The sequence below is a fragment of the Pseudomonas sp. C32 genome (genome assembly GCF_030417915.1).
In the GTDB taxonomy this organism is placed as follows: domain Bacteria; phylum Pseudomonadota; class Gammaproteobacteria; order Pseudomonadales; family Pseudomonadaceae; genus Aquipseudomonas.
The window spans coordinates 201,468-218,483 of record NZ_JAUHUK010000001.1 but is presented as its reverse complement, the minus strand read 5'-3'; the positions used below and the strand labels follow the sequence as shown (position 1 = coordinate 218,483).

At 58.9% G+C, this 17,016-nt stretch carries 15 protein-coding genes and 1 pseudogene; 6 read left to right on the top strand and 10 right to left on the bottom strand.

Features of this window, described 5'->3' with window-relative positions:
- Positions 1-149 precede the first annotated feature (149 nt).
- Positions 150-1,025, top strand: coding sequence for an AraC family transcriptional regulator (locus QYH43_RS00995; protein ID WP_095059832.1), 876 nt, complete (start codon positions 150-152; stop codon positions 1,023-1,025).
- A gap of 189 nt (positions 1,026-1,214) precedes the next feature.
- Here QYH43_RS00995 and QYH43_RS00990 read toward each other — a convergent pair whose 3' ends face one another.
- Together QYH43_RS00990 and QYH43_RS00985 are read right to left on the bottom strand one after the other, a co-directional pair.
- The gene (locus tag QYH43_RS00990; RefSeq protein WP_095059833.1) at positions 1,215-1,619 is read right to left on the bottom strand and encodes an HPF/RaiA family ribosome-associated protein; all 405 of its coding nucleotides are present in this window, start codon (positions 1,617-1,619) and stop codon (positions 1,215-1,217) included.
- Between the two features lie 214 nt (positions 1,620-1,833).
- Positions 1,834-2,781, bottom strand: coding sequence for a LysR substrate-binding domain-containing protein (locus QYH43_RS00985; RefSeq protein ID WP_095059834.1), 948 nt, complete (start codon positions 2,779-2,781; stop codon positions 1,834-1,836).
- 136 nt (positions 2,782-2,917) lie between these two features.
- Here QYH43_RS00985 and QYH43_RS00980 point away from each other — a divergent pair, with 136 nt between their 5' ends.
- Both QYH43_RS00980 and QYH43_RS00975 read left to right on the top strand, forming a co-directional pair.
- Entirely contained in the window at positions 2,918-4,294 is a 1,377-nt protein-coding gene (locus QYH43_RS00980) for an L-serine ammonia-lyase (RefSeq protein ID WP_095059835.1), read from the top strand.
- A 286-nt stretch (positions 4,295-4,580) separates the two neighbouring features.
- Entirely contained in the window at positions 4,581-4,898 is a 318-nt protein-coding gene (locus QYH43_RS00975; protein WP_095059836.1) for a DUF3509 domain-containing protein, read from the top strand.
- On the opposite strand, the gene QYH43_RS00970 is transcribed toward QYH43_RS00975, so the two are convergent.
- Entirely contained in the window at positions 4,895-5,395 is a 501-nt protein-coding gene (locus tag QYH43_RS00970; protein WP_095059837.1) for a phosphate-starvation-inducible PsiE family protein, read from the bottom strand. The two genes, QYH43_RS00975 and QYH43_RS00970, sit on opposite strands and share 4 nt — an antisense overlap.
- A 285-nt stretch (positions 5,396-5,680) precedes the next feature.
- On the opposite strand from QYH43_RS00970, the pseudogene QYH43_RS00965 reads away from it, so the two are divergent.
- Positions 5,681-5,920 (top strand): annotated as a pseudogene (locus QYH43_RS00965) (YebG family protein); the annotation flags it as partial.
- Between the two features lie 217 nt (positions 5,921-6,137).
- On the opposite strand, the gene QYH43_RS00960 reads toward QYH43_RS00965, so the two are convergent.
- Positions 6,138-7,157, bottom strand: coding sequence for a Glu/Leu/Phe/Val dehydrogenase dimerization domain-containing protein (locus QYH43_RS00960; protein WP_095059839.1), 1,020 nt, complete (start codon positions 7,155-7,157; stop codon positions 6,138-6,140).
- Positions 7,158-7,339: 182 nt separating this feature from the next.
- Between QYH43_RS00960 and QYH43_RS00955 the strand changes: the two genes are divergently transcribed.
- Positions 7,340-8,143 carry a SirB1 family protein gene (locus QYH43_RS00955; RefSeq protein WP_095059840.1) on the top strand — a complete coding sequence of 268 codons (804 nt, stop codon included), beginning with the start codon at positions 7,340-7,342 and terminating at the stop codon, positions 8,141-8,143.
- A gap of 58 nt (positions 8,144-8,201) precedes the next feature.
- Here QYH43_RS00955 and maiA read toward each other — a convergent pair whose 3' ends face one another.
- From maiA to hmgA, 3 genes are read right to left on the bottom strand one after another with little or no spacing between them, the layout of a single operon-like run.
- Positions 8,202-8,837: a maleylacetoacetate isomerase gene (gene maiA / locus QYH43_RS00950; protein ID WP_095059841.1), complete on the bottom strand. Its 636-nt coding sequence runs from the start codon at positions 8,835-8,837 to the stop codon at positions 8,202-8,204.
- A gap of 11 nt (positions 8,838-8,848) precedes the next feature.
- Positions 8,849-10,153, bottom strand: a complete 1,305-nt coding sequence (fahA, locus tag QYH43_RS00945) for a fumarylacetoacetase (RefSeq protein WP_095059842.1) — start codon at positions 10,151-10,153, stop codon at positions 8,849-8,851.
- Between the two features lie 3 nt (positions 10,154-10,156).
- Positions 10,157-11,452 carry a homogentisate 1,2-dioxygenase gene (gene hmgA, locus QYH43_RS00940; RefSeq protein ID WP_095059843.1) on the bottom strand — a complete coding sequence of 432 codons (1,296 nt, stop codon included), beginning with the start codon at positions 11,450-11,452 and terminating at the stop codon, positions 10,157-10,159.
- A gap of 165 nt (positions 11,453-11,617) precedes the next feature.
- Between hmgA and QYH43_RS00935 the strand changes: the two genes are divergently transcribed.
- Entirely contained in the window at positions 11,618-12,421 is an 804-nt protein-coding gene (locus QYH43_RS00935) for an IclR family transcriptional regulator (RefSeq protein WP_095059844.1), read from the top strand.
- Between the two features lie 44 nt (positions 12,422-12,465).
- Here the strand turns inward: QYH43_RS00935 and QYH43_RS00930 are convergent, their stop codons facing one another.
- From QYH43_RS00930 to QYH43_RS00920, 3 genes are all read right to left on the bottom strand, one after another.
- Positions 12,466-12,789 (bottom strand): hypothetical protein, encoded by a 324-nt coding sequence (locus tag QYH43_RS00930; RefSeq protein ID WP_301155902.1) that lies wholly within the window; start codon positions 12,787-12,789, stop codon positions 12,466-12,468.
- Between the two features lie 158 nt (positions 12,790-12,947).
- Positions 12,948-15,491, bottom strand: coding sequence for a LuxR C-terminal-related transcriptional regulator (locus tag QYH43_RS00925; RefSeq protein WP_095059846.1), 2,544 nt, complete (start codon positions 15,489-15,491; stop codon positions 12,948-12,950).
- A gap of 141 nt (positions 15,492-15,632) precedes the next feature.
- Positions 15,633-17,003 (bottom strand): DUF1329 domain-containing protein, encoded by a 1,371-nt coding sequence (locus tag QYH43_RS00920; RefSeq protein WP_095059847.1) that lies wholly within the window; start codon positions 17,001-17,003, stop codon positions 15,633-15,635.
- Between the last annotated feature and the right edge of the window lie 13 nt (positions 17,004-17,016).

Here is a 17,016-nt window from a genome sequence, read left to right as displayed (position 1 = left end):
ACAAAGCTCCTCGATAGGGAATCAGTGTCCTGCGCCTCGCCTCGGTGCACTTGCATAAACTTGCGGTTTTGTCCGGCGCCGGGCTGGCAGGCGAACGGCTACGGAGTAGGATGCAAGGCGTTGGATGCAGGTGTTAGAGAGCAACGATCATGGCTGCACTGGATACCCTACAAGTTTTTCAAGCCCTCAACCGCTCGCCCAATGCTCGCCTCGAGCACAGCGCCGAGCTCGGTGACGGCTTGTCCGCAGCCTTGTGGAGCAATCATCACGACGCCCAGGATTACGAAGCGCCCAGCCACCACACGTTGTCTTGCTACCTGGCCGGCGGCACCGGGACCTTTCGCCGCGACCAGCCCGGCAACATGGGTGGCCCGAACAAATTGTGCATCTTGCCGGCCGATCACCAGTCAGGCTGGGTAATCAACGGTGACATTCGCCTGGCACACCTGTATTTCAGTGCCGAACAATTTGCCTTGGGTTGCGTCACTCTGCTTGATCGCGAGCCCCGGGAATTGCAGCTGCGCGAGCAAACGTTTCTCGAAGACCCACAGCAAGCCCAGCGCTTTCGACAGCTGATCGCCCTCAACTGGGATGAGCCGGGAGAACGCGTGCTCACCAGCAGTCTGGCCCATGAAATGCTCAGCCATGCGCTGCTCAGTCAGGTCAACGTGCGTCAGGGTTTGCGCCTAAAGGGCGGGCTGGCCGCGCATCAACGTCGGCACTTGGTGGCGTTCATCGACAGCCACCTGGCCGACGCCATCAGCCTGGGCCAACTGGCGGCGCTTTGCGCACTGTCCGAGTACCACTTTGCGCGGATGTTCCGCGAAAGCTTTGGCCTGCCACCCCACCAGTATGTGCTGGCGCGGCGTCTGAACCGGGCGCGGGAGCTGCTGCGTTCGACATCCCAGCCGTTGGGTGAGATTGCGCTGGCCTGTGGGTTTTCCAGCGCCAGCCATTTCACCAACCGGTTTCGCCAGGCGCTCGGCGGGACACCCGGTGAATATCGGCAGGCGTTCTTGCGTTAGCCCCCCGGTGCCCCCACCTCTGGACTGCTTTTCCTGTAGGAGCAAGCTTGCTCGCGATGAACGATAACGCGGTCTACGAGCACCTCCACAAGCGCAGCCACAAAAAACTCACTCACTACAGGGCACAAACCAAAACGGGCCTGCATTCGCAGGCCCGTTTTTAGTGGGAAGGTAAAAGTGAATCAGGTGTCAGCCGTTAAGCGCTGCCTGTTCGTTCTCAAGAAACTCTTCTTCCAGCAGCTCATCAGCGCGGCGCTCGAACGGTACGACAGCGGCGCGTGGCTTGCCGCGCAATTTGCCGAACAGGTGTTCCAGTGCATGCTCGAGCTTGTCGGCAGCCCCGTCTATCGCCAGTTCCAGGTTGGCGGCTTTATGGGTGACGGAAATTGGTTGATGGCCTTTTGGCCGCGCCTCCAGTTGGCAGCGTATATCGTGGGGACCGGGCTTGTCGCCGTTCTCGTCCCGCAGGTGGACCTCGACACGTGTCAGGTCTTCTTCGTAGCGTTCGAGCGTGCTCTCAATGGTAGTACGTACCCACTCCTCCAGTCGTTTACTGCCTTGAATATGGTTATCGCTATTGACTTGGATTTGCATAGTTCATCCCTTATTTCAGCTAGCTCGCGAGAGGCCGGTCAGCTAAGCCCTTGGGCGTCATCACCGTGACCTCTTACTTACACAATCGGTCTGTACGCTGAACAATTCAACCCCTGATAAAAGATAAATATCTAATCGCAAAAAAAGCCGGACAACCGGTAAAAGCGCTGGTAAGGTCGGGAGTTGGGTCGCCCTGCCCTCAGGTAATAATTGCTCACATTTGCTGCTCCCCCAACGGGTGCAAGTTTCGGAAAATCCCTGCCTCCTCCACCAACCAATCGTGCACCGCGCGCACACCCGGATGGCTCAGCGCACCCGGCGCGTACAGCAACATGTAGCGTTTGTGATTGGGCACTGCCAGACCAAACGGTACGATCAACGCCCCGCGCTCCAACTCATCGTTGAGCAGAGTTCGTCGGGCAATCGCCACGCCCATCCCGGCAATGGCCGCTTCGATCGTCAGGTGATTGCGATTGAAGGTGTGGCCGCGTCGCACATCGGCCCCTTCGAACCCGATGGCATTTAAGTAAAACTCCCATTCCGCATATTCGTAGCTGCCGCGCCAGGCGGTGATGTCGTGCAACAAGGGGAAATGAATCAAGTCCGCCGGACCATGCAATGGCGGGCGCCCCCGCAGCAGGCTCGGCGCGCACACCGGGAAAATCTGCTCATCGAGCAAGGCTGTGGATAACAATCCGGGGTAACTGCCGTCGTTCAAGTCGATGGCCAGGTCGAAATCCCCTTCGTGCAACGGCACGCTGCTGTCCTCGGCCACCAGACGCAATTGAATGTCCGGAAAACGCTGCTGCAAACGTGGCAAGCGCGGGGTCAGCCATTTGCTCAGAAAGGATGGAATCGAACGCACCCGCAGAATCCCGCTGATCATACCCGCGTCCAGTCGTCGCAACTCCGCATCGATGCTGCCGTAGGCCTCGTTGACGGTGATGGCCAGTCGTTGCCCCTGCGCACTCAGTTCCACGCCACGGGCGCGCCGGTGAAACAGGCGGAACCCGAGACGCTCTTCGAGTTGGCGAATCTGCTGACTGACCGCCCCGGGTGTGATGTGCAGTTCTTCGGCGCACCGGGTAAACGACAGGTGTCGCGCGGCACAGGCGAACACGTTCAGCCAGACATAAGTCTGGGCGTGTAATTGGCGGCTCATCGTTTAGTCCTGCTAAAGGATATCTTAGGAATTTTCGTTGGTCACGTAGGACCTTGGCAGGCAGTATCACCCACATTGCGCTTGTCCTACAAAAATGGCAGCGATTCCTCCTCCATTGCTTTGTATAGGCTTTAGCATGGCTATCAGTGTTTTCGATCTCTTCAAAGTCGGCATCGGGCCGTCCAGCTCCCATACCGTCGGTCCGATGCGGGCGGCTGCAACGTTCGCCCAAGCCCTGGTCGATCAGGGTTTTACCGCCGACGTGCGGCGAGTGGAGATCCGACTGTATGGCTCTTTATCGGCCACCGGTGTCGGCCATGCCACCGACCGCGCCTGCGTGATGGGCCTGATGGGCGAGTGGCCCGACAGCATCGACCCCACCACCATTGATCCACGCATTCACACCCTGCGCGAAACCGGTCAGCTGCTGCTGGCCGGCAAAGCGAACATTGCCTTCGACTGGCAACGCGATCTCCTACTGCTCGACGAGAGCCTGCCCTACCACCCCAACGCGATGTCCCTGACAGCCTTCGGCGAAACCGGTGAACTGTTCGAGCAAACGTATTACTCGGTGGGTGGCGGTTTCATCATCGAAGCGGCGGAAGCCGAGTCGGGTATCGCACCGTCGAGCGATGTGGTGCTGCCTTACGATTTCTCCAGCGCCGCCGAATTGCTCAAGCTCTGTAACCAGCACGGCCTGCGCGTTGGCGAATTGATGATGGCCAACGAACGGGCGTGGCGTAGCGATGCGCAAATCCGCCAGGGACTGCTGCACATCTGGTCGGTGATGCGCGAGTGCGTCGAGCAAGGGCTACGTCATGAGGGCATCCTGCCGGGCGGTCTGAATGTTCCCCGTCGCGCCGCGAAACTGCACCGCAGCCTATTGGAAATCGGCAAGCCGAATGTCATCACGTCCACCTTGTCCGCGATGGAATGGGTGAACCTGTTCGCCCTCGCCGTGAACGAGGAAAACGCCGCCGGCGGGCGCATGGTCACGGCGCCGACCAACGGTGCGGCAGGGATCATTCCTGCGGTGCTGCACTACTACATGAAGTTCAATCCCGACGCCTCGGACGATGACGTCGTCGCCTTCTTTTTGGGTGCGGCAGCCGTTGGCATCCTCTGCAAGAAAAATGCGTCGATCTCCGGTGCCGAAGTCGGCTGTCAGGGCGAAGTGGGTTCTGCTTGCGCCATGGCTGCCGCCGGTCTCGCGGAGGTGCTTGGCGCCACGCCGGAGCAACTGGAAAACGCCGCCGAAATTGGCCTGGAACACAACCTCGGCCTGACCTGCGACCCGGTCGGCGGCCTGGTGCAGGTGCCATGCATCGAGCGCAACGCGATTGCTGCCGTCAAAGCGATCAACGCCACACAAATGGCCCTGCGCGGCGATGGTAAACATTTCATTTCCCTGGATCGGGTGATCCGTACCATGCGCGACACCGGTGCCGACATGCACGACAAGTACAAGGAAACTTCGCGAGGCGGACTGGCGGTGAATTGGGTGGAATGCTGACCGGTTTGGTTGCACACCTGCGCTTTTTGCCCTGAAACGGGCAGGCAAGTGATGACTGGTAGGCGCGAGCTTGCTCGCGATGAACCTGAGGCCGCGGCGGCGTGCCTGGCTAACAGCGTTATCGTTGACGACCATCGCGAGCACGCTCGCTCCGCCTGCCTTGGGCATGTCTCTTGCTACAACCCTGTTGGAACAATGATGGTGATATGGCCGGTGGTCTGACGTTGCGAACCAACCGGATTACGGCCGGTCAACAACTGCACGTTCAATCAGGCGGTGACGCATCATGGACAACCCTTTTCAACTCATTACCGATGCCTTTGCACCGGATTACCAGATCAACCTGAGCATTCAGGGCCTGGACGGCAGCATCATGCTGACCCTTTCCAACAGCGGTCGCATAGTGGCCAAACGGCTGATCAGCACCGAACAACGCAACGACCCCCAACGCCTCAAACGCCTGGTGCAAAGCATTCAGTTTGGTATCGCCATCGAACAGGGCCACAGCGCCATGACCATCCTGGATGCCATGACCGGCGGCGACACCCGGAACCTGCCGCCACCTCGAGGCAACGGCCGGCACCGCCCGACCCTGGGCCTTTAAAGTTCGCCTTTCTCGACCTCGGAATGTTCACTGGAACCCGCGCCAATCTTGCGGTGCGGGTTTTCAATTTTCACCGATGGAAATTGCGACGACGCATAACGCACCACCAGAATCGAAAACGCCAGCAACAGAATCCCGCCGCACAGGTAAATGATGCCGAGGTCGGGTGGGTTGTGGTGCGAGACATTCGAAATCAACAACCGCGTCAGTGCGGTAATCGCCACGTAGATCAGGAAGCGCACGGGCATGTGGTTGGTCTTGAAATAAATCCCGACCATCGCTCCCAGTTCCAGATAGATGAACAGCAGCAAGATGTCATCGATCTTGATGTGCCCCTGTTCGAGCATTCCCAGGAACTCCATCACCGCCGCCCATGCAGTCACGGCCCCAATGGCGAACAGCGCCAGGTAGTGAAAGGTTTCGACGAACAGATTGCCCAGGGACTCGGCCAGTTCATGCACGTTCTGCCGCAGCCTTTCGGCCCAGTTGATTTTCACGATGATGCTTCCTTAGGTCGGCTCGACCGGATGATGCGGGTTGGACGTGACGGTTTTCTGCATGCAGAAAGAAGGCCAGCCCATGATGGCTAGCCACTCGGAAATGCGTGCCGTGGCGTTTGGTCGCACCTCTGCTGGGCAGCGGCTGGTCCACCTGACAAATTCTGAATCCGAACTACATTAAAAAGCCACTACCCAAAGCGCAGGGTTTCGCTTATCCTTTTCGCTGTATATAAATACAGTAGTCGAATCAGACAACTAATGTGAAGGCATGTGAGGTGGTAAATGGCCGTCGAAGTGGTATACCGCAGCAGCCGAGATCTGGAGCGCTTGTTCATGGATAAAGCCGAAGCTGACCGTCATGACAAAATGCTCGAACTGGCTGAATTGCTGGCAGAGGTACTGCACAAAGCCGTTCCGTCCCTGACCGAGCAGCAAGTGGAAGAAGCCGGGATCTACATGGCGAAGAATCGCGATGTGTTCGCCAAGGCGTTCAAGAGCCAGCCGGACGCATTGTCCGAGTTGCTGACGGCACCGGTTGAGGTGGCCCCGGTGGTTGAGTCTGTTGAATCAGCCGAAGCCGAAGCGCCAGCGGTCAAACCCGCAAAGGCACCTAAAGCCGCGAAGTGACATCCGAATTGAATAGGCCCTGAGTCGAATGGCTCAGGGCCTTTTTCATTTTCAGAATCAATGGATCGCAGCCTTTCGCAGGCGCTGCCGAAGTTTGCGATCTTTTGATCACCTATCGATACAACACTTTCTCCGCCAACTCATCCGCCACCCTGGCCGGTGAGCGTTTTTCTGCCTGGGCATGGGCGAAGACTTCGGTCAGTCGCGAGCTGATTTTCGACAGGTGCGCGGTGATGGTCGGCAGTTCTTCGCCACGGTGCTTGAGCGACACATAGATCAACCCGCCGGAGTTGATCACGTAGTCCGGCGCATACAGGATGCCGCGCCGCTCCAGTTGGTCGGCGACTTCCAGATGGGTCAATTGATTGTTCGCCGAACCCGCCACCGCCGAGCAGCGCAGTTGCGACACGCTGTTGCTGTTGAGCACGCCGCCCAACCCACACGGTGCGAGAATGTCGCACGGGGTGCTGAGCAGTGCGTCGTTGGCAATCGGATGTGCGCCAAGTTGTTCCATGGCCAACTGGACCTTGCCGTGGTCGATGTCGCTGACCAACAGTTCAGCCCCGGCCGCATGCAGCTGTTCGGCCAATGCATAACCGACATTGCCCAACCCCTGAATCGCCACGCGCAACCCTTCCAGATTATCGCTGCCCAGTCGGGCCATCGCCGTGCTGCGGATACCGGCGAACACGCCCATCGCCGCGTGAGGCGCCGGGTCACCTGCCGAGGTGGTGCTGGTGACGTGCGGGGTCTGTTGGGCGATGCAATCCATGTCTGCCACCGACGTGCCGCTGTCGATGGCAGTGATGTAGCGACCGTCGAGTTGATTGATGCAACGCCCGAAGGATTCGAATAACGCGGCACGGCTTTCCACATGGACCGGGCGCATGATCACGGCGACGCCTCCGCCCTGGGCCAGACCGGCCAACGCGGCTTTGTAACTCATGCCCTGGGCCAGGCGCACGGCGTCTTCGACGGCTGATTCGTCGCTGGGATAGGCAAGGTAACGACAACCACCCAGGGCAGGCCCGAGTCGGCTGTTATGAATGGCAATGACCGCCTTCAACCCGGTCACCGGGTCGACGCTCAGGTGCAGCGATTCAAGGCGAGTGCTTTGCATGAGAGCGAACATCGTAAGGCTCCCGAATCACTTCTTGTAGTCGCCAGTATAGGCTTGCGCTCAAAAATTGCAGAAGCGCACCGGAATAAGCGAGCCCGCTATAGAAGCTTTCGGAAATAACCCGCAACCACCTTGCGCGGGACTGGACGAATGCCGCAGACGAGGCTAAAACGAGGCATTGCCCGGAGATTCTGATGACCCCGCGCCAATCGTTTTTTGCCTGTCTGCAACGTTCACCGCCCGCGCTGTTCGAGGCGGCGCTGTGGATTGCAGTCGAGCATGACAACGAGGTGAAGCCCGAAACCATTCTGGCGGACTTCAAGCAATTGCAACAACGGGTCAGTGGCGGTTTGCCGATGCTACCCGTAGGCGAGCTGGCCCAGCCGCTGTTACGACGCCTGAATGACCTGGGATTCGCCCAGGACGATGCCACCCCCTTGCGCCCGCAAGTCGCACTGCTCGATAAAGTACTGGAGCGCCGACGCGGACAACCGCTGACGTTGGGCTTGATTGCACTGGAGCTGGCGCATGGCCTGGAGATCCCCCTGGTTGGGGTCAACTTCCCCGGGCACTTTCTGTTGCGCGTACCGGGCGCCGATCATTTGCTCGACCCTTGCGGTGGCCGTCGCCTTTATCCGAACGATTGCAGGGAACTGTTGTACCGCCAGTACGGCCCGAACATGAAACTCAGCGCCGAGCATCTGTTGACCGCCGAGCCGGCGCAGATGCTGCAACGCCTGTCTCGCAACCTGCGCCAGCTGCACTTATCCCATGACGATTTTATCGGTGCCTTGATTGATGCCGAGCGCGTGCTGGAACTGGGTAGCGCCAACGCCTCGGACTACCTGGCCCGCGCCAGTCTGTACCAACGTCTGGATTGCCCGAACGCCGAACGCTTCGACCTGGAACATGCATTACTGCTCAGCGACGACCCGATCCAGCGGATTCGCCTCACGGAACGGTTGGGGCATTTACCGCCCAACTCCATCGTCCACTAAAAGCAAAAGATCACAGCCCATTCTCGTAGGAGCTGCCGAAGGCTGCGATCTCTTTGGATCAAGGGCTATCTGGCTGATTCGCCGGGTGCGCCTTGATGAACGCCGGGTGCGTGGCCGCCAATGCCGCCACTCGCCGGATTCGCGGATACGCTTCAAGGGAGACGTTGAACCGCTCCGCTGCGTACAACTGCGGGATCAGGTAGACGTCCGCCAGGCCCGGCTCAGGGCCGAAGCAGTAACCCTCATCACCGATCAACGTTTCCACCGCCGCCAACCCCTGGCTGACCCAGTGCCCGATCCACTCCACCACCTGCGGTTCGTCATGACCCCACTGTCGCAGCTTATTGAGCACGCTGACGTTGTGCAGTGGATGCACATCGCAGCCAATCACCGCCGCCACTCCCCGCTCATGGGCGCGAGCAGCGAGATCTTTGGAAAGCAGCGGTACCTGTGGATAACACTCCTCCAGGTACTCGATGATCGCGGGTGACTGGATCAACAGTTCGCCTTCGTCGGTGCGCAGGGCCGGAACACGACCTTGCGGGTTGACGTCCAGATACGGCGGCTGGCGATGCTCGCCACCTTGCGGTGCAATCAGGTTGACCGGCAGCGCCCGGTAATCCAGCCCCTTGAGCGCCAATGCAATGCGCACCCGGTAGGACGAAGTCGAGCGGTAATAGGTATAGAGTTCCATGCCCGTCCCTCTTAACGCGCCGGCAGCACTTTGCCGCGGCATTCGCCGAAGCCGATGGAGGCAAAACCTTCGCGGCGGCAACGGCCACGCAGGATGATTTCGTCGCCGTCCTCAAGGAATTTACGCACTTCGCCCGAGGCCAGTTCGATCGGCTTTTTGCCGCCCTCGGTAATTTCCAACAGGCTGCCGAACTGCCCGTTTTCCGGCCCCGACAACGTGCCCGAACCGAACAGGTCACCGGCCTGCAACTGGCAACCGTTGACGCTGTGATGCGCGACCATTTGTGCCACGGTCCAGTACATGTGCTGAGTGTTGCTCAACGTCAGACGATGGGCCGGCAGGTTTTGTTCGCGCATGGTTTCGGTGAGCAGCAACACTTCCAGTTCAATGTCGAAGGCGCCCGCCGCTTGATCGCGCTTGTCGGACAGGTACGCCAGCGGCTGCGGGTCACCCTCTGGGCGTGCCGGCTGGGCACGACGGAACGGCTCCAGCGCTTCGGCCGTCACCACCCACGGCGAGATGCTGGTGATGAAACTCTTCGACAGGAATGGACCCAGCGGTTGGTATTCCCAAGCCTGGATATCCCGTGCCGACCAGTCGTTGAGCAGGCAGAAACCGGCGATGTGATCGGCCGCGTCACCGATGGCGATGGAGTCGCCCATGTCGTTGCCCTGGCCGATCCAGATTCCCAGCTCCAGTTCGTAATCAAGACGCGCACAAGGGCCAAACGTCGGTTCGGTCTGGCCGGCCGGCAAGGTCTGGCCTTTCGGACGGCGCACGTCGGTACCGGATGGGCGAATGGTCGAGGCGCGGCCGTGATAGCCGATGGGCACATACTTGTAGTTCGGCAGCAGCGGGTTGTCCGGGCGAAACAGTTTGCCGACGTTCTGCGCGTGCTCGATACCGACGTAGAAGTCGGTGTAGTCGTTGATTTTTGCTGGAAGGTGCATCTCGCAATCCGCCGCCAGTGGCAACAGCTTTGCACCTTGGGCTTCGATCTTGCCGTGCAAGGTGCTGCCCTCGGCGAACAACTCCAGCAGGCGCTCACGCAGGGCAACACGCGCCTCGCGACCCAATTCAAAGAAAGCGTTCAACTGGCCGTCACGTGTGGCTTCGACCGCTGCTTTTGCGGCGCCTTCGAATAGCCCGGCGTCCAGCGCCGCTTGCAGATCAAAGATATGTTCGCCAATGGCCACACCGCTGCGCGGTGCCGAACCGTTCATGCTGAACACGCCCAATGGCAGGTTTTGCAGTGGAAAGTCAGCGTGGCCGTTTGCGGAGGCAACCCAGCTGCGAGTGATGGAAGTCTGCGTCATGGGTTATCTCCGGGTCGGGTCGAAAGTGGCGGGCAGCGTGGCCCAGCAGGCGTCGTAGGAAGTTTGCAGTTGCGGGCAATCCAATGCGAAACGGCTCGGACGCAGCACTTGGCTGGTCTCGAACATGAAGGCCATGGTGTTGTCGATTTTCGCCGGTTTGAGGTCAGCGTTGATTGCTTTGGTGCAGGTTTCGCCATCCGGGCCGTGGGCGCTCATGCAGCTGTGCAATGACGCACCGCCGGGTACGAAGCCTTCGGCTTTGGCATCGTATTCGCCCTGGATCAGGCCCATGAATTCGTTCATCAGGTTGCGGTGAAACCATGGTGGACGGAAGGTTTTCTCGGCGACCATCCAGCGTGGCGGGAAGATCACGAAGTCGAGATTGGCCAGGCCATGGACGCTGGTTGGCGAGGTCAACACGGTGAAAATCGACGGGTCCGGGTGATCGAAGCTAACGGTGCCAATGGTGTTGAAGCGGCGCAGATCATATTTGTACGGCACGTTGTTACCGTGCCAGGCCACCACGTTCAGCGGCGAATGATTGAGCTCACAGCCCCACAGCTGACCGAGGAATTTCTGCACCAGCGTCGTCGGTTGTTGCAGGTTTTCATAAGCCGCCACCGGGGTCAGAAAATCCCGCGGGTTGGCCAGGCCGTTGCTGCCAATCGGGCCCAGATCCGGCAAGCGCATCGGCGCGCCATGGTTCTCGGCGACGTAGCCACGGGCTTGTGGGTCGAGCAGTTCGATGCGGAACTTCAAGCCCCGCGGCAGTACGGCGATTTCCAGGGGTTCCAGATCCAGCACGCCGAGTTCGGTGGCAATGCGCAGGCGTCCCAGCTCCGGCACCAGCAGCAGTTCACCGTCGGCATTGAAGAACACACGTTCCATGGAACGGTTGGCGCGGTAGTTGTAAATGCTGATCCCCGACGGTTTATCCGCACCGGAGTTCGCCGCCATACTCACCAGACCTTCAATGAAATCGGTCGGCTCGGCAGGGATCTCCAACGGGTTCCAGCGCAGGCGATTGGGGGTCACTTCACCCAACGGTCCGCCGGCCAGTTGCCGGTCAAGTTTGACGAATGCCGGATGATTGGCGGACGGCTGAATGCGGTACATCCAGGTCCGCCGCGCTTCACTGCGCGCCATGGTAAATGCGGTGCCGGAAAACAGTTCGGTGTAGAGGCCGTACGGGGCTTTTTGCGGGGAGTTCTGACCGATAGGCAATGCGCCAGGCAATGCTTCGCTGCTGAATTCGTTGCCGAAGCCTGACTGATAGGCCAGGGTTGAATCGGAGTTCATGGAGCCTCCTGAACAGGGAGTCGGCAATGGCCCATCACTCCAGAATCGAGGTCGTGGCACGCCGGGGTTATTTTTATCGTAATTCAATTACGCTTAACGTAATTTGATTGGTATTGACCGTCAAGCTATAAAGACGCCCATTCGTCCCGAGATCCCGGCACCACCATGGAAAAGACCAGCGACAGCAACGGCAACGGCAAGCAGAAAGTCCGCTCGGCCGAAGTCGGCACCGACATCCTCAAGGCACTGGCCGAGTTGTCGCCCTCGACCTCACTGTCGCGCCTGGCCGAACACGTGCAGATGCCAGCAAGCAAGGTTCATCGGTATCTGCAGGCATTGATTGCCAGCGGCTTTGCCGAACAGAACGCTGCCACCAACCATTACGGACTGGGCCGTGAAGCCTTGCGCGTCGGGCTGGCGGCACTTAACAGTATGGACGTCCTTAAAGTCGCCGCCCTGCCACTGGCCGAGCTGCGCGATGACCTGAACGAAACCTGCTTTTTGGCGGTGTGGGGTAATCAGGGCGCAACCGTGGTGCATATCGAACCGGCGGTGCGTGCGGTGACGGTAGTGACGCAGTTGGGGTCGGTGTTGCCGTTGCTCAGTTCCTCCACCGGGTTGGTTTTCGGCGCCTACCTGCCTACGCGTGAAACCGTGGACCTTCGTGATCAGGAACTACAAAACAGCACGGCTCACGCCTTGGCGGATGATCAGGCGTACACAGCAATGTGCGAGCAGATCCGTCAACGGGGTCTGCATCATGTGCATGGATTGTTGATGCCAGGCGTGGATGCGCTGTCGGCACCGGTGTTCAATGCAATGGGCAAGATTGCGGCTGTGCTCACGGTCGTCGGACCGACCTCGCTGTTTCATGCCGATGAAAACGGTCCAGCGGCGCAGCGTTTGTTATCCGCCACCCGGGCAGTGAGCTGGCGCATGGGGTTTGAACCTGCTGCACCGGCAACTTGAAAAAAGCGACAGTGCCAACTAACGAGTCAGCACTGTCATTTTCGTCAAGCTACCGATTCGCCGAGAAACACTTGGGCAATGCTTGAAGCCAATCCATTAATTTCGTCAAAGTCCAATGCTTTGAAGCGATACATCGGATCAAATGTGTAGCCTTCAGAAAAAACCCAAAAATTCTCGCCCTCGAAACAAGGAATTTCACCTTCCTGCAACTTTAAAAATAGTGCCCACACCAAGGTTTCAGAATAAGTAACCAGTGGATTATCCAACGAAAGGACACCATTGATATATACTTTATCGACATCAATTCCACGCCCGCCAATCCTTGCATGCAGCATGGCGTGCACTCGCTCGACATTCAGTTCTTCCATGACTCAACAACTCCAGATTAATGAGTAGCGACCTATTACAGAACATGTTATCTGCCTGTTTATCTGCGCCACCCACATACTAACTTAAAACTTTTTCAATGCGCCCGACAAAACATTTAAATTAATTACGACGCATTGAACAGCTGTTATTTTCTTACTCAACCTTGTAGTACCAACCCTAACTTCTTGGCCATCGCAACGGCTTGTGTTCGACGTTCAACTCCCAATTTGCTGTGAATTCTTCGGGCGTGGGTTTTAACCGTATGTAATGAGATGAACAATTGCTCGGCAATTTGTTGATTGGAGTTGCCTTGGGCAATCAGGTCCAGCACTTCCAGCTCCCGAGCGCTCAACAGACTGGCATCCACGGCCATCGCGCTCACCGACGCCTCCCCTCGCAAACGACAGTTCAAGTTTGGCTGCCGTAACCTCAAGTCGCGCAATGCCTGTTGACCATGACATCGGTCAACCAATGCCAGGCCGGTCTCCAGTGCCGCGCTGGCTACGGCCGGTTCGCCCAGCAGCATCGCCGCCTCGCAGATTGCCAATTGCAACTCCGCCTCCAGCGCCAGCATGGCGTGTTGCTGTGCGTGCTCAAGTAACGCCTTGAGCTGCTCCATGGGATCTTGCGCCAGTTGCAGATGCATTTCGGCCAACACCAATTGGTATTCGATTCGCGCAATCAACTGCAGCGTAGCCGGGGGAGCCTGGCGCGCGTTGGGGCCGCGGTAATGACGCAAGACACGGGTCAGCGCCTCACGGGCCAGTTCCGGTCGCCCTTGTTGCAGCCAGAAATGACTGCTGATTTGTAGCAGAACGCCTCGATAAACCGTATCGGGAATCTGCCGTTGTTGCATCAATCGCTCGGCTTCGCGTAGACGATCAAACGCATGGGCATAATCGCGTTGATTCGCCGCCATTTGCGCTTGCCCGAGAAACCCGTACAACACATGTTTGTCCTGGCTTTGCAGGCAATCATCGAGGCCGGCCTGAAAAAAGCCGGCCGCCCGTTCATCCTGCCCCTGACACAGCGCCAGGCGCCCCCTCCGCAGGGCGATTCGCCCCAGCAAGGGTGTCGGTCGATCAGCCTGCCGCCCTAGCATTGCCTCGATATCGGCCAGCAAATCTTCGGCTCTTTGCGGTGCTCCGCGCTGTTCCAGCAATTGCGCGTGATCGAGTTCCAGCAGACCTTCGAACAACAACGAACCTTGCGCCCGAGCCAGGCACAAGGCGTCACGATTGAAGGCCTGAGCGGCATCGAGGTCGGCAATGAGCAACGCTTGCTGAGTCAGCCCGGACAGGCATAACAAACGCGCAGGCCAGGCATCGGCAGCCAGTTCACTCAGGGCTTCTGTAAAGTGCGTCCGCGCTGCCGGCATGCGCCCCTGCAAATGCAGCAACCAACCCTGTTGTGCTTGCCAGCGCGCCAGTAACTGGCGCTGCAAAGAAGCCGTCGGTTGCGGGGCAAACCGTGACAGTTGTCCGATGCACGCAGCCGCCTGCTCAAATCGCCCGGCAAACAGCAACGCCGCCGTGATCAATCCCACTCGTTGCGGTGTGCCCAGGGTCAATTGTTCGCCCAGCCGCTCGTGCAGCTTGAGTAACAAGCTGACGTTCTGACGCTTGAACAAATGCTCAAAGCTGAAGTGCTGCAACAGGCTGACCGCGACCTCGTGCTCTTGCGCCAGCAGTGCCTGCTCGAACGCTGCCTGCCAATCCTCGTTGGCGCAGAACCATTGGCACGCGCGGCGATGCCAGGATCGACCGGCCGGGGCTGGTTCTTCACGTATCGTCTGGGCCAATGGTTCGAAAATCCGTAACCATTCGACGGAGTCTTCCCAAGGCTCGATGAAGCAACCCATTTCCTGCAGCGCTTGCAACCACAGCGCGCCCTCACCCGCGCCGAACAGATGCTCGCACAAGCTGGCGTTGAAACGTGGCAGATGAACCAACACGTGCCAAACCTCTACCAACTCCGTTGGCAAGGCGTTGAACAATTCGTGTTGCAAATAATCGAGCAGCGTCGCCGAGCGCCCTTGTTCACCCGACCACGGGCAACCATTGAGCAAGGCGATCCGCACACCAGCGCACCAGCCACCGCTGCGCTCAACAACCCTCTTGGCGGTTTGTGCAGCCAGGCCGGGCTCGACATCACCGAGCAACTGCACCACTTCCGCCTCGGTAAAGGCCAGCGTTCGGCCCTCACACTCGTACAACTCATCGTCCAGCAGCAGTCGCGGCCAGTTGCAGGGCGGCCGTCGACGGGAACCCAGCCACCAGGTCAGTGCCGGGCTGGCGACGGCCAACAGGCGATCGAGCAGGCGATCGAGTTCCGGGTTGGCCGTGCGGCAGTAATCATCAAGGAACAGCCAGGTCGGCGCCTGTAATCGCGCCAGATGCGCCAGCAACCCAGGTTCATTCGCCGATTCCAGACCCAGCGATTGCGACAGACGCATAAGAAAATCGGCCGCGCTCAACGACTCCCCCGCCAATGGCAGCCAACAGACACGGCATTGCTCCGGTGCCCGCAACAAGCATTCGGTCAGCAGTGCACTCTTGCCACTGCCGGGCGGTGCACAAAGCAATTTCACCCGCGCCGTCGAGACCAGCATGGGCTCAATCAATCGCTTACGTGACAGGTGATGGGATGACAGTCGAGGCAGGAATCCAGGGCGATCCAGACAGTGCGTCATTGCAGTCATAGTGGTGCGCCTTTTTTATCATTCTGGCGCCACCCTAGACCTCTCCCGAGCACTTGTTGAAGAAGTATTCAACACACTGATCGCCCCCTATAAAGAAGGTGACCGAAAAGTCACCTTCTTGTGTAGGAGCCTGTAGGAAGACTACCGAACCCCCGTGCTCCGCAGGGCCGCAGGCGTGTAGTCCCCGGCTTTTGCATCAATGTTGAATTCGAAGCTGCGCTTCTCCTCGTTCTTCATCCCCAGCGCAATGTATCGACCGGCAATCAGGTCATACAGCGCCTCGACTGTGTAAGCCGGCACTTGATGATCGTAATAGAACTGGGCATGCCCTTCGGCAACACGCCAGAGCTGGCCACGACCGTCGTAGTGATCGGCCAGGGCTACCTGCCAACTGTCTTCGTCGATGTACATGTGACGCTTGGCATAGACGTGCCGCTCGTTCGGCTTGACCGTGGCGACGACCTCCCAGACTCGGTGCAACTCGTAGCGGGTCAGGTCCTGATTGATGTGCCCGGCCTTGATCACATCGGTGTACTTGAGGTTCGGCGAATCGAGTTTGTAGCTGTTGTAGGGAATGTACATTTCCTTCTTGCCGATCAGCTTCCAGTCGTAGCGATCCGGCGCGCCGGAGAACATGTCGAAGTTATCGGTAGTACGCAGTCCATCGGACGAGGTACCGACGCCGTCATAGGCCACTTGCGGTGCACGCCGCACCCGACGCTGGCCGGCGTTGTAGATCCAGGCCTTGCGCGGCTCCTTGACCTGGTCGAGGGTCTCGTGAACCAGCAACACGTTGCCCGCCAGCCGGGCCGGTGCAGTCACTTCCTGCTTGAAGTAATTGAGCACATTGTCATCGCTGCCCGGTTTCAGATCGCCGAGCAGCGAAGGCACGGCGACTTCGTCCTTGAAGCGGATCACGGTGAAATCGCCATTGGACTGCGGCGTTGCCTGGGTGATGGTGCGGCGCAGATTGCCACCGTGATAACGGGTGACATGGTTCCAGATCACCTCCACGCCATTCTTCGGAATCGGGAAGGCGTAGTAGCGATTGCCGGTGAAATTGGCCAGGCCGTTACCGTCGTTGATCGGTGTTACGTTCAGTGCACTGCGCTTGGCCGACTCATAAATTTCCGTTGGCAGGGCCACCGTCCGATGGCTCGGGTAGACCGGAATCCTGTAGGTCTCGGGGTAGCGTTTGAACATCGCTATCTGGCCGTCAGAGAGTTTGTCCTTGTACTTGTCGACCGTTGCCGCGGTGATGATGAACAACGGTTTCTCGTTGGCGAACGGGTCGGCCAGAAAACCTTTGCTGTCGACCGCACCGGCGTTTTTCGGGATGCCACCGGTCCAGGCCGGAATCGAGCCATCGGCGTTGCCAGCCTTCTCGGCACCCAGCGGGGTGAGGCTGGTGCCGAGTTTGTCAGCTTCTTGCGCCGAGACAGCGGCCATCACATTGACTGCGAGCAGGCTCAGGGCCAGAACGGTGCCGAATTGCAGAATCATCTTGCGCATTGAATTCATCCTT

Excerpts from the sequence above, each read along its gene's own strand:
- hmgA (WP_095059843.1), bottom strand. The coding sequence starts at position 11,452 with ATGAACTCCGATTCAACCCTGGCCTATCAGTCAGGCTTCGGCAACGAA.
- fahA (WP_095059842.1), bottom strand. The coding sequence starts at position 10,153 with ATGACGCAGACTTCCATCACTCGCAGCTGGGTTGCCTCCGCAAACGGC.
- QYH43_RS00925 (WP_095059846.1), bottom strand. The coding sequence starts at position 15,491 with ATGACTGCAATGACGCACTGTCTGGATCGCCCTGGATTCCTGCCTCGA.
- QYH43_RS00975 (WP_095059836.1), top strand. The coding sequence starts at position 4,581 with ATGGACAACCCTTTTCAACTCATTACCGATGCCTTTGCACCGGATTAC.
- QYH43_RS00985 (WP_095059834.1), bottom strand. The coding sequence starts at position 2,781 with ATGAGCCGCCAATTACACGCCCAGACTTATGTCTGGCTGAACGTGTTC.
- QYH43_RS00930 (WP_301155902.1), bottom strand. The coding sequence starts at position 12,789 with ATGGAAGAACTGAATGTCGAGCGAGTGCACGCCATGCTGCATGCAAGG.
- QYH43_RS00960 (WP_095059839.1), bottom strand. The coding sequence starts at position 7,157 with ATGTTCGCTCTCATGCAAAGCACTCGCCTTGAATCGCTGCACCTGAGC.
- QYH43_RS00995 (WP_095059832.1), top strand. The coding sequence starts at position 150 with ATGGCTGCACTGGATACCCTACAAGTTTTTCAAGCCCTCAACCGCTCG.
- QYH43_RS00935 (WP_095059844.1), top strand. The coding sequence starts at position 11,618 with ATGGAAAAGACCAGCGACAGCAACGGCAACGGCAAGCAGAAAGTCCGC.
- QYH43_RS00990 (WP_095059833.1), bottom strand. The coding sequence starts at position 1,619 with ATGCAAATCCAAGTCAATAGCGATAACCATATTCAAGGCAGTAAACGA.
- QYH43_RS00980 (WP_095059835.1), top strand. The coding sequence starts at position 2,918 with ATGGCTATCAGTGTTTTCGATCTCTTCAAAGTCGGCATCGGGCCGTCC.
- QYH43_RS00920 (WP_095059847.1), bottom strand. The coding sequence starts at position 17,003 with ATGCGCAAGATGATTCTGCAATTCGGCACCGTTCTGGCCCTGAGCCTG.
- QYH43_RS00955 (WP_095059840.1), top strand. The coding sequence starts at position 7,340 with ATGACCCCGCGCCAATCGTTTTTTGCCTGTCTGCAACGTTCACCGCCC.
- maiA (WP_095059841.1), bottom strand. The coding sequence starts at position 8,837 with ATGGAACTCTATACCTATTACCGCTCGACTTCGTCCTACCGGGTGCGC.